Source organism: Micromonospora sp. PTRAS2 (assembly GCF_054052245.1).
Window position 1 is genome coordinate 566,868 of the sequence record NZ_JBSWBU010000004.1, and the last position, 24,982, is coordinate 591,849.

Annotated in this window: 21 protein-coding genes and 1 pseudogene; 13 read left to right on the plus strand and 9 right to left on the minus strand. The window is 74.6% G+C overall.

Features of this window, described 5'->3' with window-relative positions; translation table 11 throughout:
• Window positions 1–44 precede the first annotated feature (44 nt).
• Entirely contained in the window at window positions 45–1,001 is a 957-nt protein-coding gene (locus ACVMYR_RS17535) for an FAD-dependent oxidoreductase (RefSeq protein ID WP_457122227.1), read from the minus strand.
• 102 nt (window positions 1,002–1,103) lie between these two features.
• Between ACVMYR_RS17535 and ACVMYR_RS17540 the strand changes: the two genes are divergently transcribed.
• Both ACVMYR_RS17540 and ACVMYR_RS17545 read left to right on the plus strand, forming a co-directional pair.
• Entirely contained in the window at window positions 1,104–1,988 is an 885-nt protein-coding gene (locus ACVMYR_RS17540) for a LysR family transcriptional regulator (RefSeq protein ID WP_228986826.1), read from the plus strand.
• Between the two features lie 117 nt (window positions 1,989–2,105).
• A complete protein-coding gene (locus tag ACVMYR_RS17545) occupies window positions 2,106–2,537 on the plus strand; it encodes a hypothetical protein (protein ID WP_077939102.1) in 432 nt (143 codons plus the stop codon).
• Between the two features lie 386 nt (window positions 2,538–2,923).
• Here ACVMYR_RS17545 and ACVMYR_RS17550 read toward each other — a convergent pair whose 3' ends face one another.
• Window positions 2,924–3,493, minus strand: coding sequence for a hypothetical protein (locus ACVMYR_RS17550; RefSeq protein ID WP_077939103.1), 570 nt, complete (start codon window positions 3,491–3,493; stop codon window positions 2,924–2,926).
• A 312-nt stretch (window positions 3,494–3,805) separates the two neighbouring features.
• On the opposite strand from ACVMYR_RS17550, the gene ACVMYR_RS17555 reads away from it, so the two are divergent.
• The 3 genes and pseudogenes from ACVMYR_RS17555 to ACVMYR_RS17565 all read left to right on the plus strand — a co-directional run.
• Window positions 3,806–3,967, plus strand: coding sequence for a hypothetical protein (locus tag ACVMYR_RS17555; protein WP_158229449.1), 162 nt, complete (start codon window positions 3,806–3,808; stop codon window positions 3,965–3,967).
• 211 nt (window positions 3,968–4,178) lie between these two features.
• Window positions 4,179–5,012, plus strand: coding sequence for an SAM-dependent methyltransferase (locus ACVMYR_RS17560; RefSeq protein WP_158229450.1), 834 nt, complete (start codon window positions 4,179–4,181; stop codon window positions 5,010–5,012).
• A 534-nt stretch (window positions 5,013–5,546) separates the two neighbouring features.
• A pseudogene (locus ACVMYR_RS17565) lies at window positions 5,547–5,804 on the plus strand (hypothetical protein); the annotation flags it as partial.
• 141 nt (window positions 5,805–5,945) lie between these two features.
• On the opposite strand, the gene ACVMYR_RS17570 reads toward ACVMYR_RS17565, so the two are convergent.
• Window positions 5,946–6,326 (minus strand): methyltransferase domain-containing protein, encoded by a 381-nt coding sequence (locus ACVMYR_RS17570; protein WP_457122228.1) that lies wholly within the window; start codon window positions 6,324–6,326, stop codon window positions 5,946–5,948.
• A gap of 343 nt (window positions 6,327–6,669) precedes the next feature.
• Here ACVMYR_RS17570 and ACVMYR_RS17575 point away from each other — a divergent pair, with 343 nt between their 5' ends.
• The 3 genes from ACVMYR_RS17575 to ACVMYR_RS17585 all read left to right on the plus strand — a co-directional run bounded on the left by ACVMYR_RS17575 (window position 6,670) and on the right by ACVMYR_RS17585 (window position 10,452).
• Window positions 6,670–8,895: a M48 family metalloprotease gene (locus tag ACVMYR_RS17575; RefSeq protein WP_457122229.1), complete on the plus strand. Its 2,226-nt coding sequence runs from the start codon at window positions 6,670–6,672 to the stop codon at window positions 8,893–8,895.
• 14 nt (window positions 8,896–8,909) lie between these two features.
• Window positions 8,910–9,326 carry an effector-associated constant component EACC1 gene (locus ACVMYR_RS17580; protein ID WP_431895173.1) on the plus strand — a complete coding sequence of 139 codons (417 nt, stop codon included), beginning with the start codon at window positions 8,910–8,912 and terminating at the stop codon, window positions 9,324–9,326.
• Window positions 9,327–9,585: 259 nt separating this feature from the next.
• Entirely contained in the window at window positions 9,586–10,452 is an 867-nt protein-coding gene (locus tag ACVMYR_RS17585) for an esterase/lipase family protein (RefSeq protein ID WP_457122230.1), read from the plus strand.
• 38 nt (window positions 10,453–10,490) lie between these two features.
• Here the strand turns inward: ACVMYR_RS17585 and ACVMYR_RS17590 are convergent, their stop codons facing one another.
• From ACVMYR_RS17590 to ACVMYR_RS17600, 3 genes are all read right to left on the minus strand, one after another.
• Window positions 10,491–11,363, minus strand: a complete 873-nt coding sequence (locus ACVMYR_RS17590) for an aldo/keto reductase (protein ID WP_077939111.1) — start codon at window positions 11,361–11,363, stop codon at window positions 10,491–10,493.
• Window positions 11,364–11,429: 66 nt separating this feature from the next.
• Complete coding sequence (locus ACVMYR_RS17595; RefSeq protein ID WP_457122303.1) at window positions 11,430–13,022, minus strand: GMC family oxidoreductase; 1,593 nt, start codon at window positions 13,020–13,022, stop codon at window positions 11,430–11,432.
• A 54-nt stretch (window positions 13,023–13,076) separates the two neighbouring features.
• Window positions 13,077–15,419 (minus strand): PP2C family protein-serine/threonine phosphatase, encoded by a 2,343-nt coding sequence (locus tag ACVMYR_RS17600; RefSeq protein ID WP_457122231.1) that lies wholly within the window; start codon window positions 15,417–15,419, stop codon window positions 13,077–13,079.
• A gap of 175 nt (window positions 15,420–15,594) precedes the next feature.
• Between ACVMYR_RS17600 and ACVMYR_RS17605 the strand changes: the two genes are divergently transcribed.
• From ACVMYR_RS17605 to ACVMYR_RS17615, 3 genes are all read left to right on the plus strand, one after another.
• Entirely contained in the window at window positions 15,595–15,951 is a 357-nt protein-coding gene (locus ACVMYR_RS17605; protein WP_043969319.1) for a YciI family protein, read from the plus strand.
• 283 nt (window positions 15,952–16,234) lie between these two features.
• Window positions 16,235–17,683, plus strand: a complete 1,449-nt coding sequence (gene pyk, locus ACVMYR_RS17610; RefSeq protein WP_043967422.1) for a pyruvate kinase — start codon at window positions 16,235–16,237, stop codon at window positions 17,681–17,683.
• The gene (locus ACVMYR_RS17615) at window positions 17,680–18,564 is read left to right on the plus strand and encodes an acyl-CoA thioesterase (protein ID WP_043967423.1); all 885 of its coding nucleotides are present in this window, start codon (window positions 17,680–17,682) and stop codon (window positions 18,562–18,564) included. Before pyk ends, ACVMYR_RS17615 begins: the two co-directional genes overlap by 4 nt.
• 41 nt (window positions 18,565–18,605) lie before the next feature.
• On the opposite strand, the gene ACVMYR_RS17620 is transcribed toward ACVMYR_RS17615, so the two are convergent.
• Window positions 18,606–20,393, minus strand: a complete 1,788-nt coding sequence (locus ACVMYR_RS17620) for a vWA domain-containing protein (RefSeq protein WP_396787887.1) — start codon at window positions 20,391–20,393, stop codon at window positions 18,606–18,608.
• Window positions 20,390–21,691: a protein kinase domain-containing protein gene (locus ACVMYR_RS17625; RefSeq protein ID WP_457122232.1), complete on the minus strand. Its 1,302-nt coding sequence runs from the start codon at window positions 21,689–21,691 to the stop codon at window positions 20,390–20,392. Before ACVMYR_RS17625 ends, ACVMYR_RS17620 begins: the two co-directional genes overlap by 4 nt.
• A 223-nt stretch (window positions 21,692–21,914) precedes the next feature.
• Between ACVMYR_RS17625 and ACVMYR_RS17630 the strand changes: the two genes are divergently transcribed.
• Both ACVMYR_RS17630 and ACVMYR_RS17635 read left to right on the plus strand, forming a co-directional pair.
• Window positions 21,915–22,385 carry an RrF2 family transcriptional regulator gene (locus ACVMYR_RS17630; RefSeq protein ID WP_043967425.1) on the plus strand — a complete coding sequence of 157 codons (471 nt, stop codon included), beginning with the start codon at window positions 21,915–21,917 and terminating at the stop codon, window positions 22,383–22,385.
• 121 nt (window positions 22,386–22,506) lie between these two features.
• Entirely contained in the window at window positions 22,507–23,481 is a 975-nt protein-coding gene (locus ACVMYR_RS17635) for a sulfite exporter TauE/SafE family protein (protein ID WP_091278255.1), read from the plus strand.
• Between the two features lie 4 nt (window positions 23,482–23,485).
• Here the strand turns inward: ACVMYR_RS17635 and ACVMYR_RS17640 are convergent, their stop codons facing one another.
• Window positions 23,486–24,904, minus strand: a complete 1,419-nt coding sequence (locus ACVMYR_RS17640; protein ID WP_457122233.1) for a pyridoxal-dependent decarboxylase — start codon at window positions 24,902–24,904, stop codon at window positions 23,486–23,488.
• Between the last annotated feature and the right edge of the window lie 78 nt (window positions 24,905–24,982).

A 24,982-nucleotide genomic window follows, 5' to 3' on the forward strand; every position in this document is an offset into this window, starting at 1 on the left:
TCCCGGTCCGGTCGCCGGTCCCGGGTCGCCGGTCGCGTCGCCGGTCAGCCGTCCAGGGCGAGGCGGGCCACCTCGGCCGCGCACCCCCAGGACAGGGTTACCCCCGCGCCGCCGTGCCCGTACGCGTGCACCAGCCGGCCCCCGGCGGGGCCCGCCGGCTCGACCGCCACCCGGGGGCCGCCGTGCCGGGCCGGGCGCAACCCGATCCGCTCGCCGAGCACCGGCGCGTCGGCCAGCTCCGGCACGAGCGCCACGCACCGCCGCCGGATCGCCGCCGCCGTCGCCGGGTCGGGCCCGGTGTCCCACACCCCCGGCTGGTACGTGCCGCCGAGCACCACGTCGTGCCGGCGCGGGTGCACGTAGGTGATCCCGGCCGGGTCGTCCTCGTCCCGCACCGAGGTGGTCAGCCCCGGGTTGGCCACCAGCACCAGGTGCCCGCGCACCGGGTGCACGGCGGGGTCGGCGGCGAGCCGGCCGGCGGCCAGCCCGGTCGCGTTGACCACCGTCGGGGCGACGTCGAACGCCTCGGCGAGGTCCCGCACCCGGTGGCGCAGCACCCGCCCCCCGCCGGCGGTGACGCGCCCGGCCAGCCACCCCAGGTACGGCGTCATCTCCACCGTCGGCGCGGTGAACCGCAGCACCGCCGTGTACGGCGGCTCGGCCGGCCCGGCCACCAGGTCCCCGGTGGCCGCAGCCCACCACGGCGGGCCGCCGTAGCGGTGGCGCAGCAGCATCCGGGTCGGCCGGGCCACCACCCCCGGCACGCCCGCCCCCGCCTGGCGGCCCAGCTCCGCGTGCGTCTCGCTCGCCCAGCGCAGCACCCGGGGATCCTCGTCGGTGTGCGTCGGGTACCACACGGCGGCGGCCACCGTCGATACCGTGTCCGCCGGGTCGTCCGCCGCCAGCACGGTCACCCGCGCGCCCCGCTCCTGCAGGGTCACGGCGGCGGTCAGCCCGATGATCCCGCCGCCGACCACCACCACGTCCATCCGCTCCGCCATCGTCCGCTCCTTCCGGTCGTCGTTCGGATCGTGGCCGGCCGTCCGGGCGGGCGTCCAAGACGGACCGGGCAGGCGGCGATAAGCGGCGCTTATGATCCGGGGATGGACGCCTGGTCGGATCTGCGCCGGCTGCGCTACTTCGCCGTGCTCGCCGAGGAGCTGCACTTCACCCGGGCCGCCGCTCGCCTGCACATCGCTCAGCCGGCGCTCAGCCAGCAGATCCGCGCCCTGGAACGCCAGCTCGGCGTGCCGCTGGTGCACCGCACCAGCCGGGGCTGCACGCTGACCGAGGTGGGGCAGCGGGTGGCCGCCGAGACCGCCCGGCTGCTCGCCGACGTCGACGCCGGCACCGCCCGCATCAGGGATCTGGTGCGGGGCCGGGGCGGGCGGCTGCGGCTCGCGTACACCCGGTCGGCGCGCGGCGGTCCGGTGGACGCCCTGGTGGCCCGGTTCCGCGCCGCCCATCCCGACGTGGAGGTCGTCGCCGAGACCGCCTGGACCGCGCCGAACGTCGCCGGGCTGCTCGCCGGCCGGCTCGACGCGGCGTTCGTCCGCCCGCCGGTCGACGAGCCGGCGCTCGCGTGCCGCACCGTCGACACCGAGGAACTGCTGCTGGCCCTGCCGGCGGGGCATCCGCTGGCGACCGGCCGCCGCCGGATCAGCCGGGCCGAGGTGGTGGACCTGCCGGCCGTCATGTGGCCCCGCGACAACGGCCCCGGGATGTTCGACCGGACCATCGCCCAGGTCTGGCCGCGCGGCGGCTTCCGGCTGGTCCGGCAGGAGCCCGACGACGAGCAGTTGCTGCGCGCGGTGGCGCAGGGCGACGTGATCGCGGCCGTGCCCGCCGGTCGCGCGCGGGCGCTGAAGGTGCCGGGGGTACGGCTGCGCCGGTTCACCGCGCCGACCCCCACGGTGGACGTCGGCCTCGCCTGGCCCCACCTCACCACCAACCCGGCCGTCCACGCCCTCGTGGCGCTCCTGGGCTGACTGTGCCGCCCCTTGTCGTCCCGTGGCCGCCGGGATCTTGGACAGTGGTCGTCCGTTGTGGACGATAGGTGTCCAGGATTCCGGCGCGGGGTCGGGTCGGGCGAGGGGGAGGCGGCGATGAGCGAGGACCTGGGCGGGTTCATGATCGGGTACGTGCCGGCGGGGGTCGACGGGGAGGTGTCCGACTTCGCCAGCGAGTGGGAGGGGGTGCGCTTCCGCACCCGGGTGTGGGAGCGGCAGGTGGCGGAGGGCTGGCGGGTCGACCTGCGGGTGCACGTCCTGCGCGGGAGCCGGCTGGGCACGCTCGACGCGCTGCGTGAATTCCTCGCCGACTATCACGAGCGGGACGCCGCGGCGTGGCCGCTCACCGAGTTCACCGAGGGCGACGTGACCGGCCTCGTCGGCGGCGGCGAGGCGTTCCGGCTGGTCGAGCCCGGGGTGGCCGTCGACGTGCGCGCCGAGCCGGAGCGGGTGCCCGAGTCGGAGCTGCGGGCCGTGGCGGCGGGGGTCCGACCCGTTGCCGCCGCCCCCGAGCCTGCCGCAGACTGACCACCGTCCGTGAGGTGGCCGGCGACGTGTGTGCGACGCCGGCCCGAGGTCACCCTTCGTGATGCCCCCGCGACCCCGCCAGACTTCCCGCTGTCCCTTTGCTCTGCACCCATATGCGCATCACGGTGGCCTGGCTCGACACATAGACGCAAGCGAGTCGGTGCGGGCGGGGCTGGTGGGTTACCGTGCGTGGCTGTTGCGTATCCGGGTGCAGAGCAAAGGGCTTGCGCGGGGTGTGGCCGCCGGGCGGTCGCGGCAGCGCAGCGTGACGCCCTGAGGTCGTCCCGTCCCGACGTCGTCGGCATGGGCCGCCGCTCGTGGGTCGGTGGCCGACACCGACGACGAGGGGCGTCCCGGTCGGGTGGTCGTCACCCGGGTGGGCGGGGTCAGCCGGGCAGGTCGGCCAGGCAGGTCAGCCAGAGCTGGTAGCTCACGGGCGCGCTGCCGGCGGCCTCCCGGGTCAGCCGCAGCTCCTCCAGCGCCCGGTCGGCGTCACCGCGCTCCGCCGCCGCGCGGGCCAGGTCGAACCGGTCGGTGACGAAGACCGACAGCCGCCGGAGGTGGTCCGCTGCGGACGCGACCAGGGCCCGCAGCTCGTCGGTCGAGCGCTCGTCCGCGTCGCCCCGCCCGGTGGCGACGGGTACTCCCTCGGTGGGCAGCGTGGGGATCGCGTGGACGCTGTCGTCGTCCCGTTGCGGGGGATGGCCGTGGCGGATCGCGCCGAGCCCGGCCAGGGCCGTCAGGTCGCTGAGCGCCTGGTCGCCCAGGAGCGCGGCGACCCGGTCGAGGGTGTGCCCGACCTGTTCGGGGCTGCCCTCGGCGAGCTGGTCGTCGAGCTCGGTGGTCAGGCAGGTGAGCTGTTCGGACACGCCGGCCAGGCCCTCCGCCAGGAAGGCGATCTCGTCTTCGAGCCGCTCCAACACCTCGTCGGCGGTGCTGAGAAGGCTGTCCCGCATGGCTCTCCCGGTCGTGTCGGTCCACAGTGATCGCGAAGAATCTTGACCCATCAACGGATGAAGATCGTCGATAGTATCTGTGAACTTCTGTCGGATACCCGATACGCCCAGGGTGGGTGGATGTGGGCACTCCTTCATATCCTGTCGTGTTCACCGTCGAGCAGCTCAACTCCGTGCAGCACGTCGCCTCGCGCGCCACCCGGCATGTCACCCTCAAGCAGAACCCGTTGCGCCGCGAACACCTCCAGGGCTTCGTGGGCTGCTACCTGCCGGGCAAGGACCGGTCGGAGCGCGTCGAGACCGGACGCGGCCATGGAAGTGACGGACAAGGCGCTCAAGACAGGAGCGGAGGGCGTCGATGCCGCCAAGTGCCTCGGCAACGCGACCTTCGACCTGGTCAGGAAGGCGGCAGGCAAGACTTCCAGCCTGATCACCGATCGAGCGTCCGGTCAGCGCGGGGGCGACGAGGGCTGAGCCGGCCGACCGCCGGCCTCGTGAACCACCACCGCAACCGTCATCATTGAGCCTTTTCCAGGCTGACGGCCACGAGCGGCGGCTGCCGTAAGAGCGTCCGCATGGTCAAATCGATGGCGGACACGGCATCGCAATATCCATGGTTGTCGGATTATCATGTGGCGGACCGGCGAGCCGGTCCCGCGCCGTAGCAAAATCCGAAGGGGCTCGAATGACGGCAATCGCCAACCGCCTGGATAAAGCGGTAGCTGACGTGGAAAACGCCAACATCGCACGGATTTACGATTACTATCTGGGAGGACTCTACAACTTCACCATCGACCGGCAGAAGGCGGAGCGCATCAAGCTGACGCTGCCCAGCGTCGACCTGCTGGCTCGCGGTAACCGGGAGTGGCTGCGCCGGTCCGTGCGATATCTGGTGGCGCAGGGGGTGGAGCAGTTCATCGATATCGCGGCGGGTCTGCCGACGGCCAACAATACACACGAAGTGGCGCACGCCCTCAACCCCCGCGCGCGGGTGATTTATGTGGACAACGACCCGTCGGCCGTCATCCACGGCGAGGAAATTCTTGCGAAGGAGCCGCTTGCCGCCATGGCGGAAGCCGACGGGAGGCACCCCGAGCAGGTATGGGCACACCCGGCAATCCGCGATTTGATTGATTTGTCTCAGCCGGTGGGGATCATCCTGGGTGGGCTGCTCGTGTTCGTTCCCGACGAGGATGATCCGAAGGGGCTCGTCGCGGCGTACCGGGACGCCCTGGCGCCTGGCAGTTACCTCGCGATCTCCCACCTCACCGCCGACACGGTGGACGCGGAAACAAGAGCACAGGTAGACCGGATGGTCGCCGCCTACCAAGCCGGGGTCGGCGCGACCCTCCACGTGCGGGACAAGGCGACGTTCGCGTCCTGGTTCGAAGGTATGGAACTGGTTGATCCGGGGGTGACCCTGATGGCGGACTGGCGTCCGGACCCGGGTCTGGACGTGGATGCCCAGACGCCGTCGCGGCAGCTCGGCTACGGCGCGATGGGCCGGATCGCCAGCTGATCCGTGACAGCGCGCCCGCGTTCGGCATGCTCACAGGCCGGGTAGGCGGCTTTGCGGGATGGGCCGCGCCGCCTACCCGGTCGGCGTCCGGGCCGGGACAACTCCTGGCCGTACGGAGTGCTCGCGGCGGCCCCGGAACGGCTCCGGCGAGGCGCGGAGGCCATCACTCGCGGGTGTCGTCGTCGGACAGTCGAACCTTTCACCTCGCCGTCGTCAACGCGCTCTGCGGTCTCGTAGGGCCCCATCGGGAGCACCGAGCCACGACCCATGCGCCGACGATAGGGCGATCGTCGCTGTCCGATCGGCAGTAGCCAATTGACCGGTTGGCCTGCCGCAAAGGTGGCCGTATGCCACGACGAGTGTCCTACAAGGAGTACCTGCTCGCCACCGCTCTGACCCTGGTCTGTCGGCACAAGCCCGTGTGGTCGTGGATTCGGTGGCGGTACGTCTGCGCGTGCGGCGGAGCGGATGGGAAGCCGTGAGCGCCACGCGTGATGTCGCCGATGACTCAGCTCCCTATGCGCCGACAGAAGCCTGCTGCGGGCGGGGACGCTGCTGTACGTGACCCGGGCGGCGAGCCCGCAGTTCGTCCAGCCGATCTTCTTTCGGCTGATCCGGGTGCACGCCGACCGGATCACCTACCACGGCTGGACCTGGCTCGACGGGTATCAACTCGACGCGCGGGGCGACGCGGTCGCGCGCCGGTCGATCTTCGTGCAGCCTGCCGGGCTGCGGGCGAGCAGGGAGAACGCGTTCGGCAGCCGCCCCGTCCAGGCCGCCGCCGTGACTCCGCCCGGCCGCCAGAACGGTTCGGGGTGTTCGGCCAGGTGCAGCGGTTCCAGGCCGGCAGCGAGCACCGCGTTGACGATTTCCCCGAGGGTCCACTGCCATTCCATCGCCCCGTTCCCCGGGAACGTGTCGTTGACGAAGCAATCACCGAAGTAACTCCGGTCGGCCCGGATCCGGGGCTCGTCGGCGTCCCAGCTCCACAGGGCGGCCGCCGGGTGCGCCTCGTACACGAACAGGTGACCCGCCGGCCGCAGCAGGCCGGGCGACGTCGCGCGCCCAGGCAGCCAGGTCCCGCATCCAGATCAGCGCGCCCTTGCCCGTGTAGACCAGGTCCGCGCAGCCGTCGCGCAGTGGAGCGCCGGGGAGTTCGGCCACCACGTACCGGCAGGCCAGCCCCAGTGCGGCGGCGCGCCGGTTCGCCGCGCCGGTCGTCACCGCGCTGTAGTCGACCCCGATCACCGTACGCGCGCCGGCCTCGACGATGGCCACGTCGTCGAGGCCGTGGCCGCTCTGCAGGTGCACCACCGTCGGTGCGGCGCGCAGCAGCGGTTGCGTCGTACGGCGTCGTCCACGATGGGGAGTGTCGATGCCTGCCTCAGAAATGGCGAGTGGTCTTCACCTCCTGTGAATTCCATTGCCGCCCACCCTGACTGGAGTCATGAGCCATTGTCGGAATTCCGCTGGCGAGATCCACTGTGGACGGGTAACGTGCAGCGTCGTCGTCGACTCCCGTGGATGGGATCGGTGGCATTTATCGTACCTGCGCAATTCCTCCGACGGTCGGCCGAGCCGCCCGTCCGAAACGCCGTGCCCTTATCCGTTCCCATTCGCCACCCTCTCCCGGTGGCGGTTGAGTCGAGGAGCCGCCGTGCGCGACCCGGACCCTGAACCGCAGGTCAGACCTGCCGCAGCCGACACACCGGCCGATTCCGCAACGCCCGCCGATCCCGCGTCCACCGGCGAGGGCGCGTCCCGCCTCGCGCAGCGCTTCGCCGCCCGGCCTCCCGGATATCCGAGCGTGCTGGTCTGGCTGCGCGCCGGGGTGGTGCGTGACTGGCGCGGGGTGCTGGGCGCGTTCCTGGCCACCTGGTTCTACGTGCCCGCCGCGTTGTTCCTCGGGGTGGGCGGCGCGATCGTGTTCGGCGTGGCCGGCATCATCAACGGGGGCGGCAACCTCGGCGAGGTGCTGCCGGAGCCGGTGCGGGACGCCCCGCTGGTCGGCTCGCTGCTCGACGCCTTCCTCGACCGCTCCGGCGGGGTGCTCGGCAGCTTCGTGGGCGTCGCGTTCGGCTTCCTCGCCGGCTCCCTGCTCGTGCTGGCGCTGCCCTGGCGCGAGGCGTTCGACGAGCCGGCGAACCTGTTCACCGGCCTGGCCGGGATGGTGGGCGCCGCCGCGCTGATCGGCGTGCTCTACACCCTCTACCGGGTCATGTGGGAGCCGCGCCTGCTGGCCATCTCGGGCGCACGCCGGCTCAGCCGCCGCGAGGCCGAACGGCTGCAACCCATCCTGTACGACTGCGCGCACGCCCTCGGCCTGCCCACCGTGCCCCGGCTGCTCATCGAGGACGACCCGGTGCTCACCAACGCCCGCGCGTACGCCCGGCACGTGGTCGTCACCACCGGTCTGCTCGACGAACCGAACGAGAACATCGCGGCGCTGCTCAGCCACGAACTGGTGCACTGGCGCACCGGCGACGAGGTGACCAGCGCGTTCGTCCGTGGCGTGGCGCTGCCTCTGGTGCTGGTGCACGCCGTGCCGACGTGGCTGATGCGGACCTTCCCGCACCCGGCGACCAACTTCGTGGTGTTCGTCTTCTTCTGGCCCGTGCTGCTCACCATGAAGTACGTGGTGCTGCCGCTGCACTCCCGCGACGTGCGGGCCGCCGAGTACCGGGCCGACGCGGGCGCCGTGCTCGCCGGCCACGCCCAGGGCCTGCGGGACATGCTGGAGCGGCGCAAGTCGTTCGAGACCGGGCGCAGCGGCTGGGACGAGGCGGTCTGCGCCACGCACCCGGCGTCCGAGCTGCGGCTGGACCGGCTGGAGGCGCTCACCCCGGCGGCTGCCGACGGCGTCGTCGCCGCCCCGGTGACCGCCGAGGGTCTGTTCGGGCGGCCGGGGGCGGTCGCCTCCCCACGGGCGATGCTGGTCGCCGGCGCGCTGGCCCTGGCCTGTGCCTTCGGCGGCATTCTGCTCGGGGTGACGCAGTGGGCCCTGTTCCGCCCGGCGCAGGCCGTCGACGGCTACTTCTCGGCGCTGGCCGACCACGACGCCCGGGCGGCCCTGGAGCTGCTGACCCCCGACGCGCGGTCGGCGGCCGGCGACGTCGACCGGCTCGCCGCGCTGGTCGAGGCGAAGGGCTACCAGCCGCCCGACGACGTCGACGTGCTCTCGGTCGACCGGGACGACGACGAGGCCACGGCGAAGGTGGAGTTCACCCTCGCCGGCCAGCGGGTGCCGGCCGAGCTGTCGCTGCGCCGGGAGGAGTCGGCGACCCTGGGCCTGTTCCACGGGTGGCGGCTCGTCGGCGGGCCGGTCACGCTGGGCGTCCCCGGTGGGCAGGCGGGCCTGACGGTCAACGGGGTGCCGGTCGAGACGCCCCCGGAGGGGGACACCCTCGCGCTGCTGCCCGGCGTCTACACGGTCGGCGGGCAGAGCACGGTGCTCGCGGAGACCCCGGCGCAGGCCGTCGCAGTCGTCCCCGGGATGGACAGCGCGGGTCAGGTGCGGCTGGAGCCGGTGCTGGCCCCGGGCGCGCGGGAGGCGGCCGAGGCGGAGGTGCGCCGGCACCTGGACGCCTGCGCGGCGCAGAAGGTGGCCGCCCCGGCGGGCTGCCCCTTCCGCTACTACAACGGCAGCGCGGTGAAGAAGATCGCCTGGAAGATCACCGAGTACCCGCGGATCGCGGTGGAGCTGACCGGCCCCGCCACGGCCCGGGTGTCGACCCCGTACGACGCGCAGGGGGCGGTGCTGGCGACCGGCACCACCGACGGCTACTTCGGAGCCACCCCGTTCAGCGACGACGACTCGTTCGGCGTCGAGGGCGTCCTGTCGGTGGTCGACGGCAGGATCACCTTCCTGCCCAGCGGCGAGTGAAGGAGAGCCGCCACGTGACGGAGACCTCGACGGGGGCGTCGGCGGGGGCGCGGCAGCCGGTGCGGCTGGTGCTGACGCCGCGCGCCGCCCGGCCTCCCCGGGTGCCGCTGCTGACCTGGATCCACCAGCGCCCGGAGTTCCGCGCCGGGGTGCGCGACGCCGGGGGCGGCCGGTCCGGCGGGCGGCCCGGGTTCAGCGACGCGGTGATCATCGCGGTGGTGGCGCAGGCGCTGCTGCCGGGGCTGTTCCACCTGTTGCAGAGCTGGGTCGACCAGCAGCGCACCGAGGTGAGCGTCCGGGTGCAGGCGGGGGAGTCCGAGGTGGAGATCCAGTTCAACGGCCGCACGGACGCCACGAAGCTCATCGACCAGGCCACCCGGGCGCTCCGCGAGGCGATCGAGTCCGGCGGCGGCCCCGACGCGGCGGCCTGACCGCCGGGTCGGGGCCGACAAGATCATGTCGGGGAGGTGGCGGTATCCGGGTGCCGTGGATACCGCCACCTCCCCGACATGGAGTCGATCATGAGCCCGGGTCGCCGGAATTCGCGCTGGGCGCGACATCCTGTTACTCGCGCGTAACTTTCCATTGACGTCGCTGGATCGGCGGCCCCATCATCTTTCCACGATCGATCGGAACGCCCCTCGCCTCCGCCCGGCCCGGCCGGGACACCCCCACCAGGAGGGTGCAGCCATGCTGCTCCGAACGATCCTCGCCGTCCTCGCCGCGTCCACCGCCACCGCCGCCGCCGTGCTGGCCGGACCCTCCCCGGCCGCAGCCAAGGCCGCCACCATGGGCGGGCCCGCCGCCGCAGCCCGGGCCGCCGGGCCCGCCAGCACCGCCGCGCCGGCCGGGACCCGGGCCGCCGGGCCCGCAAGCACCGCCGCCCGGGTCGCCGCTGCCGCCAACCCCGTCATCGTCGTCGCCGGGCTCAGCACCCCCGCCCTCGGCTACGAGCCGCTCGCCGCCCGGCTGCGCGCCGACGGCTTCCGGGTGTCGATCTTCCAGCTCCCCGGCCTCGGCTTCGGCGACATCGCCGACTCCGCCCGGGCCTTCTCCGCGTACGTCGACCAGGTGCGCGCCGCCACCGGAGCGGCCCGCGTCGACCTCGTCGCCCACTCCGAGGGCGGCCTGGTCTCCCGCTACCTCATCCGCAACCTCGGCGGCGGCACCAAGGTGGGCCGGTACGTTAGCCTCGGCACCCCGCACTACGGCACCTACGTCGCCGACATCGCCAAGTTCCTCGGCCTCGGCAGCTGCCTCGGCATCGTCGCCTGCCAGCAGATGGCCATCGGATCGAGCTTCCTCACCGCCCTCAACGACGGCGACGACACCCCGGGCGACGTGCGCTGGACGGCCGTGCGCACCCTCCAGGACGAGCTGGTCCGGCCCGTCGACAACGCGACCCTCGCCGACGGGGCCACCAACGTGCTCATCCAGTCGTGGTGCCCGCTGCGGCTCGTCGGGCACCTCGGCCTCGTCCTCGACGGCACCACGTACACCGTCGTCCGGGGCGCGCTCACCGACTCCCCGGTGCGCCCCGACTGCTACGCCCTCTGACCCGCCGGCGTCGGGCGCGTCCGACCACGACGGTGGGCTCAGGCGGCCTTCGCGAGGGCCGCGTACTCGTCGTCGGTGAGCTGCACCTGCGCGGCGGCCACGTTCTCCTCCAGGTGCGCCACCGACGACGTACCCGGGATGGGGAGCACGACCGGCGAGCGCCGCAACAGCCAGGCGAGCGCGAGCTGCGCGGGCGTCGCGCCGTGGTCGGTGGAGATCGCGTCCAGCGGGCCGCCCGGCTTCGCCAGGTTGCCGGTGGCGATCGGGAACCACGGGATGAACGCCAGGTCGTTGCGCTCGCAGTGGTCGAGCACGTCCTCGGCGCTGCGGTCGGCCAGGTTGTAGAGGTTCTGCACCGACACGATCGGCGTGATCTGGCGGGCCTGCTCGATCTGCGCGACGGTCACCTCGGACAGCCCGATGTGCCGGATCTTGCCCTCCTGCTTGAGCAGCGCCAGCTCGCCGAGCTGGTCGGCCAGCGGCACCAACGAGTCGATGCGGTGCAGCTGGTAGAGCCCGATGGACTCCAGGCCCAGGTGGCGCAGGCTCAGCTCGCACTGCTGGCGCAGGTACTCCGGCCGGCCCACCGGCCGCCAGTCGCCCGGCCCGGAGCGGGTCAGCCCGGCCTTGGTCGCGATGACCAGGTCGTCGGCGTACGGGTGCAGCGCCTGCCGGATCAGCAGCTCGGAGACGAACGGCCCGTACGAGTCGGCGGTGTCGATGAACGTCACGCCCAGCTCGTACGCCCGGCGCAGCACCCGCACCGCCTCCGCCGGGTCCCTCGGGTCGCCCCACACGCCCGGCCCGGTGAGCTGCATCGCCCCGTAGCCGAGTCGGTCGACCTGGAGGTCGCCGCCGATCCGGTAGGTGCCGGAGGCCTTCGCGGGCTGCCTGCCAGCGTCGTCACCCATGAGTCGAACCCCAATCCTGTGCGTGTCGTCCGGTCGATTGTGCTCCCGTACCCCGCCCGTCCGGAGTCAGTCGGCGAGGATCAGGTCGGCCGCCCGCCAGGCCAGCGCCATCACCGGCGCGTTGAGGTACCCGGACACCAGCACCGGCAGCACCGAGGCGTCCACCACCCGCAGCGTGTCGACGCCGCGTACCCGCAGCCGGGCGTCGACGACGTGCTCGTCGGACGGGCCCATGCCGCAGGTGCCGACGGCGTGGTAGCCGCAGTAGCCCAGCGCCAGCGCCGCCTCGACGATCTCCCGGTCGCCGCGCACGGCCGGGCCGGGCACCGTCTCGGCGGCGATCCGCCCGGCGATCGGCGCGGTGGCGAACAGCTCCCGCATCCGGCGGAACGCGTCCACGAGGACCCGCCGGTCGTGCGAGGTGGCGAAGTAGTTGGCCACGATCCGCGGCGGCGTGCCCGGGTCGGCCGAGGAGATGGCGAGGCTGCCCTCGCTGTCCGGCCGGGTGACCGTGCACAGCCCCATCATCCCCGCCTCGGTCTCCAGCTCCAGCGCGTGGCCCGGCCGGGGCGGGGCCGCCGAGAACGGCGCGATCAGCAACTGGGCGTCCGGGTGGTCGACCTGCGGCGTGGACCGGATGTGCGCCCCCACGTCGTGCACCGGCAGGCTCAGCGGGCCCCGCCGGGTCAGCGCGTACCGCAGCGTGGCCAGGCCCTGCCCGAGCAGGCTGCCCAGCATGTGGTTGTAACCGCCGTCGCCGACCAGCCGGAACTGCGCCGGCACCGACCGGTGCTCGCGCAGCCCGAGGCCCACCCGGGGCCGGTCGAGCAGCACGTCGACGCCGGCCCGGCGCAGCGTGTCGGCGGGCCCGATGCCCGACACCTGCAACAGTTGCGGGCTGGCGATCGCCCCGGCGGCGAGGATCACCTCCGCCGAGGCCGCGTAGTCGACGGTGCGACCGCCGCTGCCGGCCCGTACGCCGACCGCCCGGCCGCCGCGCACGAGGATCCGCCGCACGGCCGTGCCCACCGCGACGGTCAGGTTCGGCCGGTCCCGCACCGGGTGCAGGAACGCGTCGGCGGCGCTGACCCGACGGCCGTCGCGGATGGTCGCCGTGACGTACCCGATCCGCTCGTCCTCGGTGGCGTTGAGGTCGTCGGACCGGCGCCAGCCCAGCGCCTGGCCGGCGGCGATCACGTCCTCGCAGAGCGCGTCGGTGCCGGTCGCCGACGACAGCCGCAGCGGCCCGCCGGCCCCGCGCGTGGGCGACGCGCCCAGCGGATGGTCCTCCAGCCGCCGGAAGATCGGCAGCATGGTGTCCCACCCCCAGCCCGGGTTGCCGAGGCGCTCCAGGCCGTCCCAGTCGAGGCGGTCGCCCCGGCCGTAGACCATGCCGTTGACGGAGCTGGACCCGCCGACCAGCCGGCCGCGCTGCCACACCTCCCGCCGCCCCGGCGCCGCCTCGGCCGGGTAGTGCCAGGCGGTGCGCCGGTCGTCCATCAGCCTGCTGAACGCCTTGGGGATGCGCACGAACGGGCTGCGGTCCCACCCGCCGGCCTCGACCAGCAGCACCCGGGTCGCCGGGTCCGCGCTGAGCCGGTGGGCCAGCACGCATCCGGCCGCGCCCGCGCCCACCACGACGTAGTCGAACTCCTCCACGCGATCCCTCACTCACCACCGGTTACGAGAATCCCTCAGAAGGTAGTGGGTTGATCACTGTGGGGGAAGGGGCCTCCGTGGGCCGGCGTGCCGCAGCACCACCAGCGCCTGGTCGTCCTCGGAGCCAGCCCGCCCGTCCAGCAGCGCGTCGGCGACCGCCTCCACCGGGGCGTCGCGGGCCGCGTCGACCGCGCCGCACAGCGCCGCGAGCCCCGCGTCGTACGTCCGCCCGCGCCGCTCCACCAGCCCGTCGGTGTACGCCACCAGCAGGTCACCGGGCCGGAACGGCACCGTCGTCACCGCCACCGGCTCCCGCACCATGCCCAGCGGCAGCGAGCTGGCCGTCTCGACCGGCTCCGGGGCGCTGCCGGGACGCGCCAGCACCGGGTGCGGGTGGCCGACCCGGGCCACCGCCACCTCACCGGCGGCCGGGTCGACGACCAGCGCCAGGCAGGTGCCGAGGAAGCCGACGCCGATCAGGTCGGTCAGCCGGGGGAAGACCTCGCCCAGCGGCACCCCGAGCCGGATCAGCGTGTTCACGACGGTGCGCAGCTGCGCCATGTCGGCGGCGGCCTCGACCTGGTGGCCGACCACGTCGCCGACGACCACGGCCAGCCGGTCGCCGTCGAGCCGGATCAGGTCGAACCAGTCGCCGCCGAGGTGCATGCCGGTGACCGCGGGCCGGTAGCGGGTGGCGACGTCCAGGGTCGGCGGCGCGGCCCGCGCCGAGGTGCGCAGCCGCCCGGCCAGCCGGGTCACCAGGTCGTGCTCGGTGGCGGCCAGCCGGGTCCGTTCCAGGGTCTGCTCGGACAGGTCGGCGACGGTGTCCAGCAGGGCCACGTCGCTCTCGTGCAGCGGGCGTCGCCGGGGCCAGCCGAACCCGAGCGCGGCGATCGGCCGGCGCTGGGCGTCGAACAGGGGCAGCGCGACCGTGGTGACCAGGCCGTGCGCCCCCGCCATGTCGGGGCCGCCCGGGAACCGGTCGGCGAACTCGGTCCGGTCGTGGAGCACCACCCGCTCCCCGGTGCGCAGCGCGGTGGCCAGCGGACGCGGGTCGTCGACCGTCATCCCGTCGTACGCGGCGCGCAGCCCCGCCGGCACGTCCCCGCCGGCCCACAGCCGCAGCCGACGCCCCCGGCCGGGCACCGCCAGCCCCGGCAGCCGCGCCCCGAGCACGACCGGCGCTCCGGCGAGGACGACCTCGATCGCCTCCGCGGTGGAGCGGGTGGCGCTGAGCCGTGCGGCGAAGTCGGCCATCAACTGCGCCGACCCGGTCAGCTCGGCCCGCTGCAACGCCTGGCTGACCAGCCCGGCGACCGCGTCCAGCAGCGTGCGCGGCTCCTCGTCGGCGGCCACCGGGCGGGCCCAGCGCGCGTCCAGCGCGCCGAGCGCGCCGCCGTCGGCGTAGCGCAGCGGGAGGGCGACGCCGCCGTCCGCGCCCGCCCCGGCGGCCACGTCGACCGGCACGTTGTGCCGGACCGCGCGGGCCAGTGGGTCGTCGTCGGCCAGGTCCAGCCGGCCGGGCCCGCCGTCGCCGGTCACCGCCACCACGACCGCGCCCGGGTCGGCCGTCGCCACGCGCAGCCCGCTGGCCCCGAGCAGCGTCGGGACGGTGCGGTAGACCACGTCCACGATCCCCGCCCGGCCCCGGGCGAAGCTCAACGCGCCCGCCAGCCGGGCGAACGCCTCCGCCTGCCGCAGCGCGCGCCTGCGGTCGCCGCGCTCCCCGGCCACCGGGGCGTCGGGCGGCGGCTCGGCGCCGGCTGGCCGGGGCGACGGCACCGCCGGGCGTCCGCTGACCGGCGTGTTCGCGGTGACCGTCGTGAGGACCCCGCCGGGCGTGCCCGACTCGTCGATGACCGGGCTGTGGCAGAAGGTGAGCCGCCGCCTCCCGGCGCTGCCCGCGCCGTCCGGCGGCGTCCGTTGCTCCGAGCGGGTGACTGCCGCTCCGGCCAGCACGTCACGCAGCGCCGGGCCCAGCACGTCCCACGCGCCCGGCCAGACCTCCGCGCCCGGTCGGCCGAGCGCCGTGGGCCCGGCGTCGCCCAGCACCGGCAGGTACGCGTCGTTGTGCAGCACCACCAGCTTCTCGCCCCAGCACAGCATCATGGGCGCGGGGAAGCGCAGGCAGCTGGCCACGGCGGTGCGCAGGCTCTGTGGCCAGGTGTGCACGGGGCCCAGCGGGGTGGCCGCCCAGTCGTGGCCGGCGACGCGGGCGCCCGTCTCCCCGGCGGCGGCGAAGACGGCCCGCCAGTGCGCGTCGGTTCGCCGGTGCGCGTCGTCCGCCCGCCGGTCCGGTGCGGCGGCCCGTCGGGGCGCGTCGTGGTGCGGCGGCCCGACGGGTGGGGACGTCGTCCCCCCACGGCCCCCGCTCGCTGCCCCCGGCGCCTTTGCCATCTCCTCGGACCGTACCAGCGGGCCCGACCCGCCGCCCCGGGGTGATCTCGCGGCTGTCGACCGGGGCAGTTGCGCCGAGCGGCCCCGGCGGTGGGCCGGCGCGTGCGAGGCTGGCCGGGGCGGGTCCGCGGGCGGGGCGTGGGCCGGCAGCGCGGGAGGGGACGCCGTGACCGGGATGCCGCAGGTCGACTTCGCGCTCGACACGTACGAGTGCATCGTGCTCTACCCGGGCCCGTCCGGGCGGGCCCTGCCCGCCGAGACGGTCCAGCGGTTGCAGGCCGAGCACACCGAGCACATGCGCGCGTTGCAGCGGCGGGGGATCGTCCTGGTCGCCGGGTCGATCGACGGCCCCGGGCGCGAGCCCGACCCACCGATCGGCTTCGGCCTGGCCCGCACCGGCTCCGTGGACGACGTGCGCAGCGTCATGGAGGCCGACCCGGCGGTGCAGGCGGGGCTCTACGCCGTCGACGTGATGACGTTCCTCTGCCCGGCCGGCTCGGTGGAGTTCCCCCTCGCCCGCACGCAGAGCTGAACGGCGCCCCGGGCCGGCCGCTGTCGCGATCGTGACGGCGGTCACCGGCCGCGCGCTGCTAGCGTCGGCCACGGCGGCGGGGAGCGTGCCCATGGGAGGTGACACCGGGCGGTAGGATTCCCGGCGCGCGGTCGCCGATGCCCGCCGACACACGACGACTCCGGACGATGCTTCCGGTGCGGTTCCGTCCGTTTTGCTGCGCGGGCGTGACGCGTCGTCGGAAACTGTTCCGCAGTCCGAAAGGGGTCGGCCCGCAGACCGACCCGGAGGAGAGACTAGCCTGATGGGCGTGACACGCCGCGCGAAGATCGTCTGCACCCTTGGTCCCGCCACCTCGTCACCGGAGCGAATCCGGGGGCTCGTCGAAGCGGGCATGAACGTGGCGAGACTCAACTTCAGCCACGGCAGCCACGCGGACCACGAGGCGGTCTACCGACTCGTCCGCGAGGCCGCCGACGCCGCCGGCCGGCCGGTGGCCGTGCTCGCCGACCTCCAGGGTCCGAAGATCCGGCTCGGCCGGTTCGCCGACGGCCCGCACGAGTGGCGCACCGGCGACTCGGTCGTGATCACCGGGGACGACATCCTCGGCACGAAGGAGCGGGTCTCCTGCACCTACCGCAAGCTGCCGCAGGAGGTGAAGGCCGGCGACCGGCTGCTCATCGACGACGGTCGGGTGGCCGTCGAGGTCAGCGAGGTCGTCGGCAACGACATCCGCTGCCTGGTCACCGAGGGCGGCCCGGTCTCCAACAACAAGGGCGTCTCGCTGCCCAACGTGGCGGTCAGCGTCCCGGCCCTGTCGGACAAGGACGCCGAGGACCTGCGCTTCGCCCTCGGCCTGGGCGTCGACATGATCGCGTTGTCCTTCGTCCGCTCGGCGGAGGACATCAAGCTCGTCCACAACATCATGGACGAGGAGGGCGTCCGCCGCCCGGTGCTGGCCAAGGTCGAGAAGCCGGAGGCGGTCGACCACCTGGAGGCGATCGTGCTGGCCTTCGACGGCGTCATGGTCGCCCGTGGCGACCTCGGCGTCGAGCTGCCGCTGGACCAGGTCCCCCTGGTGCAGAAGCGCGCCGTGCAGCTGTGCCGGGAGAACGCCAAGCCGGTCATCGTGGCCACCCAGATGCTCGACTCCATGATCGAGAATTCGCGGCCGACCCGCGCCGAGGCGTCCGACGTGGCCAACGCGGTGCTCGACGGCGCGGACGCGGTCATGCTCTCGGGCGAGACCAGCGTCGGCAAGTACCCGGTGCTCACGGTCAGCACCATGGCCAAGATCATCACGACGACCGAGGCCGGCTCGATCGGGGTGCCCCGGCTCCAGCACGACCCGCGCACCCACGGCGGGGCGCTCACCGTCGCCGCGTCGTCGATCGCCCGGGCCATCGGCGCGAAGGCCCTCGTCGCCTTCTCGCAGACCGGCGACACCGTCAAGCGGCTCAGCCGGCTGCACTGCGACCTCCCGCTGTGGGCGTTCACCCCGGTGCCCGAGGTGCGCAGCCAGCTCGCCCTCTGCTGGGGCGTCGAGACGTTCCTGATGCCGTTCGTCGAGCACACCGACGACATGTTCCGCCAGGTCGACCAGGCGCTGCTCGGCCTCGACCGGGCCAACCCCGGCGACTACGTGGTCATCGTCGCCGGCAGCCCGCCGGGCACCCCCGGCTCCACCAACACCCTGCGCGTGCACCAGCTCGGCTCGCTGGTCGACGCGGCCTCCGCGCGGGCGTTGCAGTGACCGACGGGGCGACCGTCGGCCAGGCGGCCGTCGACCAGCTGCTGGAGGTCCTCGACCTCGAACACACCGGCGCGATGGCCTTCCGGGGGATGAGCCCCCCGGTCGGCCCGCAACGGGTGTACGGGGGTCAGGTCGCCGGTCAGGCCCTGGTCGCCGCCGGCCGCACGGTCGCCCCCGAACGGTTCGTCCACTCCCTGCACGGCTACTTCGTCCGCCCCGGCGACCCGGCCGAGCCGATCGCATACCAGGTGGAGAACGTCCGCGACGGCCGGTCGTTCTCCGTACGCCGGTCGGTGGCGCTCCAGCACGACAAGCCGATCTTCTTCATGTCGGCGTCGTTCCAGCGGCACGAGGAGGAGGGGCTCGACCACCACGCCCCCACCCCGCCCGACGTGCCGGCCCCCGACGACGTGCCCACCATGAGCGACCGCCTCGCCCGCTACCCCGAGCGGCTCGGCATCTGGGGGCAGATCCCCCGCCCCATCGACGTGCGCTACGTCGGCGAGCCCGGCTGGGTCCGCCCCGGCGACCGCCCCGCCGACCCCCACCAGCGGGTGTGGATGCGCATCGACGGCAAGCTCCCCGACGACCCGCTGCTGCACGCCTGCGCCCTGACGTACGCCTCCGACCTGACCCTGCTGGACTCGGTGCTGTCGGTGCACGGCGAGGTCTGGGGCCCCGGCGGCGTGGTCGGCGCGAGCCTCGACCACGCCCTGTGGTTCCACCGGCCGTTCCGGGCCGACGAGTGGTTCCTCTACGACTGCTGGAGCCCGTCGGCCTCCGGCGCCCGCGGGCTGGCCACCGGCCGGATGTTCACCACCGACGGCCGGCACATCGCCAGCGCCGTGCAGGAGGGCCTGCTGCGCCGCGTCGGCGGCTGAACAGAGGCGGCGGCTGACCGGGGAGGCCCCGGCCGCCGGCCTCAGAAGCTGCTGACCAGCTTCACGAACGCCTCGTCGATCGTCGCCGGGTCGGTGGCGTCGAACGCCTTGCCGGCGCTGGCCCCGGCGATCCGGTCCAGCGCGGCCAGGTCGGACTCCCGGTCGAACGCCACGCAGAAGACCTTCACCGGCCGGTCCGGGTCCAGCTCGATGTCGGCGAGCAGCCGGCCGAGGTCGTTGTCCTTCGGATACTCGTTCTTGCCGTCGGTGAGCACCACCACCGCGTTGATCCGGTCGGGGTCGTAGTCGGCGAGCAGCCGGCGGTGCGCGGCGCGGACCGTCGCGTACAACGCGGTGTTGCCGCCCACCCGCAGCCCGGTGAGCCGGCGCGCGAACGCGGCCCGGTCGTACGGGCCCAGCCGGACCTCCTCGCTGTACGGCTTCCCCGGCCGCTGCGGCGTCTCCGACGAGAACGACCACAGCGCCACCCGGTCGGCGGAGTTGAGCAGGCCGACGCCCCGGTCGACGGCGGTGGTGGCCACCTGGAACCGGGTGCGGCTGCCCACCTTGGCGTTCATCGAGCCGGAGGTGTCCACGGCGAGCAGGATGTTCGCCTTCTTGCGCAGCGTGCCCCAGCCGCGCAGGATCGCGTCGACCACCTCGGGCGCCGGCGGGTCGAAGTAGGTCAGCTGCCCGTCCGTGCCGCCCCGGACGGCGGCGACCAGCGCGTCCGACGCCCGCCGCTCGTGGTCGCGGAAGCCGAGGTCGGCGAAGCTGCGCTGCTGCGGGTCGTCCTGGAGGAAGGCCAGGAAGTCCTGGGCCGCCGCCTGCTGCGCCGCATCGGCCGAGGGCAGCACGACGTACGGGTGGTCGAGGTTGAACGTGCCCTCGCTCGGGTGCACCGCCACCAGCGGCACCCGCGGCTTCTGCCCCGGGGTGGGGCTGAGCTGCCCCTCGTTGTACTGGTAGACCAGCTCCTCCTGGACCACGACCGCGCTCATGTCCCGGGCCCGCGCGTCCCCGGCCGCGCCCGCAGCGGCCCCACCCAGGTCCGCCTCGGCGAGGTCGCGCAGCAGGTCCACCGAGTCGTCGCTGTAGTGCGAGACGTTCGCCTCGATCCGGCGCACGAACTGGGTCACCGCGGGCTTCGCCAGGTCGGCCTTCGTCAGGTCGCTGGAACGCCGCACCGCCGCGTAGTAGGTGGCGATGGTGGCCGCCAGCCCCGACGTGGACAGGTTCGGGTTGTCCTTGCCGAAGGTGAACCGGCCCCACTCGGGCCGCCCGAAGGCCGCCCAGCCGGCGTCGCCGGAGAGCCCGAGGACGTCCGCCCAGCCGAGCTTGCCGCGCTGGCGCACCAGCTCGCCCTTCTCCAGGGGCATCGCGATGACCAGCGGGCTGTTGGCGATCGACGGGTACCGGTCGGGGGTCTGCGCCGCCCGGCCCGCCTGCTCGTCGAGCAGCCGCAGCCGGCCCGTCCACAGCGACGACGTGGGCAGCCACACCTGCGGAGCCGGGACGCCCGGCTGCCGGCCGGACCAGTTCCCCGCCGCCAGGGCCTCCATCGCCTTGCCCGAGTTGAGCCCGTGCACGGTCACCTCGGCGCAGCGCCCGCCGAAGCGCCGATCGGCGGCGTTGTACCGGGCGGCTAGCTGGGCGACCAGGTCGGCCTTCTCCGTCGAGGAGTTCACCTCCAGCGCCACGCACCCGGAGCGGTCCGGGCCGGGGGCCGGCCGCACGATCACGTACGCCGCGGCGATGACCGCGAGCCCGGCGACGACGGCCACGGTGTACGGTAGCCACGGCCGGGCGGAACGCTGGCCGGCGGTCATCGGCTCCTCCAGGGGTGCGGGTCGGGCGGGGACATCGGCGTCGCGCCGGTGCCCTCCCCAGGCGGGGCGGCCGGCGGCAGCGCCGTGGCGAGCAGCAGGCGCACGCCGTAGACCACGACGAACGTGACCGCCCCGACGCCGGCGGCGGTGCCCACGGCGGTGGACGCGACGTACCCCACGGCGCCGCCGGTCGCGCCGAGGAAGATCGCCGCCGAGACGCCCCACGCGTCGGTGGCCTCCCGGCGCAGCCGCCGCGGCCAGCGCTCGGGCCGCACCCCGTGCGCCACCGGCGGGTACGCCGCCGCGGGCCCACCCGGCGGCTGGACCGGCTGCCACGCCGTCGCGGGCGGTGCCTGCCACGCCGTCGGGGGCGGTGGCTGCCAGGCCGTCGGGGCGGGCGCCGCCGGCTGGCGGGGGACCGGCTGGGTGGCCGCCGCGTCGGTGCCCTGCTGCAGGGCCGCCCGGATCGGCACGGGCGCGCCGCCGCGCGGGCCGTGCCCCAGCAGCCGCAGCAGGACCTGTTCGGCCGGCGGCCGGGCCCGGTGGTCCTTGGCCAGGCATTCGGCGACCAGCTCCGCCAGCGGGCCGGAGAAGCCGGTCAGGTCCGGCGGGTCGTGCAGCACCCGGTGCAGCACCGCCGCGACCGCCCCGGTGCCGAACGGCGGGCGGCCCGTCGCCGCGTACGCGACGGTGGCGGCCCAGGCGAACACGTCACTGGCGGGGCCCACCTCGTCGTCGCGGAACCGCTCCGGCGCCATGTACGCGGCGGTGCCCATGACCCCGCCGGTCACCGTGCCGGTGACGTCGAGCGCCCGGGCGATGCCGAAGTCGATCACCCGGGGGCCGTCCGCGCCGAGGACCACGTTGTCCGGCTTGAGGTCGCAGTGCACCACGCCGGCCTGGTGGATCGCGGTGAGCGCGGTGGCGGTGCCCACGGCCAGCCGGTGCAGCACGTTGTCGGCGACCGGGCCCCGCTCGTGGACGTACCGGTGCAGGGTCGGGCCCTCGATGTACTCGCTCACCACGTACGGCGGGTCGTCGTCGACGTCGGCGAAGATGATCTGCGCGGTGCAGAACGGCGCGACCCGGCGGGCGGCGTCGATCTCCTTGGCGAACCGGGCCCGGGCGCGCGGGTCGGGTGGCGCGGAGAGGTCGAGCATCTTGACGGCGACCAGCCGGCCCTGCCGGTCGCGGCCCAGGTAGACCACGCCCTGGCCGCCCGAGCCGAGCCGGCCGAGCAGCTCGTAGGGGCCGGCCCGATCCGGGTCCCGTGGGCCGAGCGGAGTGGTCTCCGGCATCGCTGTTGCTGCCCCCATCGCCCCTGGCGGTCCCGACCGCGGGGTGACCCCGGCGGCCGGCGTCGATCCGTCGACACCGGTATGGTGCCACGCCCGCGCCAGCGTGGAGCCCGGCCGGTCGGTCGGCGGCCCGGCCCGTGGGACAGCCCCGGCGGGCCCGGTTCCCCCGTTCGGCTGAGGGCCGGCAGCCCGGCCGGTCGGGCGGGCGACTAACCTGACCGGCATGCGTCTCTCCGCCCGGGTCGACTACGCCCTCCGCGCGGCTGCCGAGCTGGCGGCGGTCGCCGACGGTGCGGGGGCCGCGCGGTCCCGCCCGGTGACCGCCGAGCAGATCGCCAAGTCCCAGGAGATCCCGCCCAAGTTCCTGGAGAGCATCCTGTTGCAGCTGCGCCGGGGCGGCATCGTGCACGCCCAGCGTGGCCCCGAGGGCGGCTACTGGCTGGCCCGGCCCGCCGCCGAGATCTCCCTCGCCGAGGTGATCCGGGTGATCGACGGGCCGCTGGCGCACGTGCGCGGGCAGCGCCCGGAGCAGCTCGGCTACCGGGGGGCCGCCCGCGCGTTGCAGGACGTGTGGATCGCCCTGCGGGCCAGCGAGCGGGAGATCCTCGAACTGGTCACCGTCGCCGACGTGGCCAACGGCACCCTGCCCGAGCGGGTCAGCGAACTGGCCGCCGACCCGGGCGCCTGGAGCTGACCCGCAACCCCACCCGCCGCAAGCGTCCCGACATTTAACCGATAGGGACTTGACCCGAGGCCGTCTCGTGCCGCATTGTCGACCAAGTCGATAGGAGATGCCGAAAAGTCAGGGGGCGCTCGTGCGCAAGCTGTTGGTCCTCGCCCTCGTCGGGCTCGTCGCGCAACTGGTCGACGGCTCGCTCGGCATGGCCTACGGGTTGACCTCGTCGACCCTGCTGCTGGTGGCCGGGGTCGCCCCGGCCGCCGCGTCGGCGTCGGTGCACCTCGCCGAGATCGGCACCACGCTCGCCGCCGGGGTGGCCCACTGGCGGTTCGGCAACGTCGACTGGCGGGTGGTCGCCCGCATCGCGCTGCCCGGCGCGGTGGGCGCGTTCGCCGGCGCCACCTTCCTCAGCTCGATCTCCACCGAGGCCGCGGCGCCCTGGATGGCCGCGATCCTGTTCACCCTCGGCGCGTACCTGCTGGTGCGCTTCTCCCGGCCGCTGCGCGCCAGCCGCGCCGCCGGGCCGCTGCGCGCCCGCTTCCTCGGCCCGCTCGGCCTGGTCGCCGGCTTCGTCGACGCCACCGGCGGCGGCGGGTGGGGCCCGGTCGCCACCCCGGCGCTGCTGGTCTCCGGCCGGATGGAACCCCGCAAGGTCATCGGCTCGGTCGACACCTCCGAGTTCGTCGTCGCGGGCGCGGCCAGCGCCGGCTTCCTGATCGGCCTCGGCACCGAGGGCTTCCTGCTGCCGACCGTCGCCGCGCTGCTCATCGGCGGCCTCATCGCCGCACCGATCGCCGCCTGGCTGGTCCGCATCGTCCCCGCCCAGCTGCTCGGCGCCGTCATCGGCGGCGTCATCGTGCTCACCAACGCCCGCACCCTGGTGCGCGCTGGCGGGCTGCCCGGCGGCGCCCAGTGGACGGTCTACGCGTTGCTGGCGGCCGGCTGGATCGCCGCCGTCGTGTTGGCCGTCCGCGCGCTGCGCCGCACCCGCCGCGCCCGCGCCACGGTCGAGGCGGCCCTCGCCGACCAGCCCGCCACGGCTCAGCCGGCTCAGTCGACCCCCGACCAGCCCGCCCCCGACGAGCCCGCCGCCGCCCCGGTGGCCGGCTGACCGCTCACCCCGCCGCCGACGCGACCAGCTCCCAGGCGTCGTCCACGTGGGCCTGCGTGGTCAGCGGCGAGCCGATCGCCAGGCGCAGGGTGAACCGGCCGGCGACCCGGGTGTGGGTGAGGAACACCCGGCCGGTGGCGTTGACCCGCTCCAGCAGCCCGGCGCTCGCCTCGTCGCCGGCGGCGAGGCGGAAACAGACCAGCGAGAACGGGTGCGGCGCGGCGAGGACGAACCGGTCGTCGGCGCGGACCCGGGCGGCGAACCGGTCGGCGAGCGCCACGTGCGAGCGGACGTGCGCCCGTAGCCCCTCCACCCCGTACCAGCGCAGCACGAACCACAGCTTCAGGGCACGGAACCGGCGGCCCAGCGGCACCTGCCAGTCCCGGTAGTCGACGACCGCCCCGGAGTCGCTCGCCGCGTTGCGCAGGAACTCCGGCAGCACCGTCAACGCCTCCACCAGCTCCGCCGAGTCGGCCACCCAGAACGCGTCGCAGTCGAAGCCGGTGAGCAGCCACTTGTGCGGGTCGAAGCAGTACGAGTCGGCGTACTCCAGGCCGGCGTGCGACCAGCGCAGCTCCGGGCAGACCGCCGCCGCGCCCGCGTACGCGGCGTCGACGTGCAGCCAGACGCCGTACTCCGCGCAGATCGCCCCGATCTGCGGCACGGGGTCGACGGCGGTGGTGGAGGTGGTGCCGATCGTGGCCACCACGATCGCCGGCACGTCGCCGGCCGCGACGTCGGCCCGGATCGCCGCCCGCAGCGCGTCGGGGTCCATGGCGAGGGTCTGCGGGTCGGCGGCGACAACCCGCACCCCGTCGCGGCCCAGCCCCGCGATGCGGGCCGCCTTCTCGATCGACGAGTGCCCCTCGGTGGAGGTGTACGCCCGGTAGCGGCGGTCGACGCCCACCTGTCGCCAGCGGCCCCCGCTGGCCCGGTGCAGCGCGGCGAGGGTGGCCACCAGCGTCGCCGACGACGCCGAGTCCTGGATCACCCCGCCGCCGGGACCGGTGGAGCGGAACCGCTCGGGCAGGCCGAGCAGCCCCGCCAGCCAGTCCAGCATCACCGTCTCCAGCTCGGTGCAGGCCGGCGCGGAGGCCCAGAGCATGCCCTGCACCCCCAGCCCCGAGCTGACCAGGTCGCCCAGGACGCTGGGGCCGGAGGTGTTGGCGGGGAAGTAGCCGAAGAAGCCCGGGTGCTGCCAGTGGGTCAGCCGGGGCGCGACCAGCGCGTCCAGGTCGGCCAGCAGCGCGGCGACCGGCTCGCCGTGCGCGGTCGGCCCGGCCGGCAGCGCGGCGGCCAGCGCGCCGGGCGGGTCCTGCGAGGTCACCGGGCGCTGCCCGAGGGTGGCCCAGTAGTCCGCGATCCAGTCGACCACCGCGTGCCCGGCGCGGCGGAACTCCTCGGGGCCCATGTGCTCAGCCATCCGACGAGTCGACCAAGTCAGCCGGGTGGGCGCAAGGGACCGGGACGTTGTTGCGGTGGGGAAAGCGGTGTCCTAGCA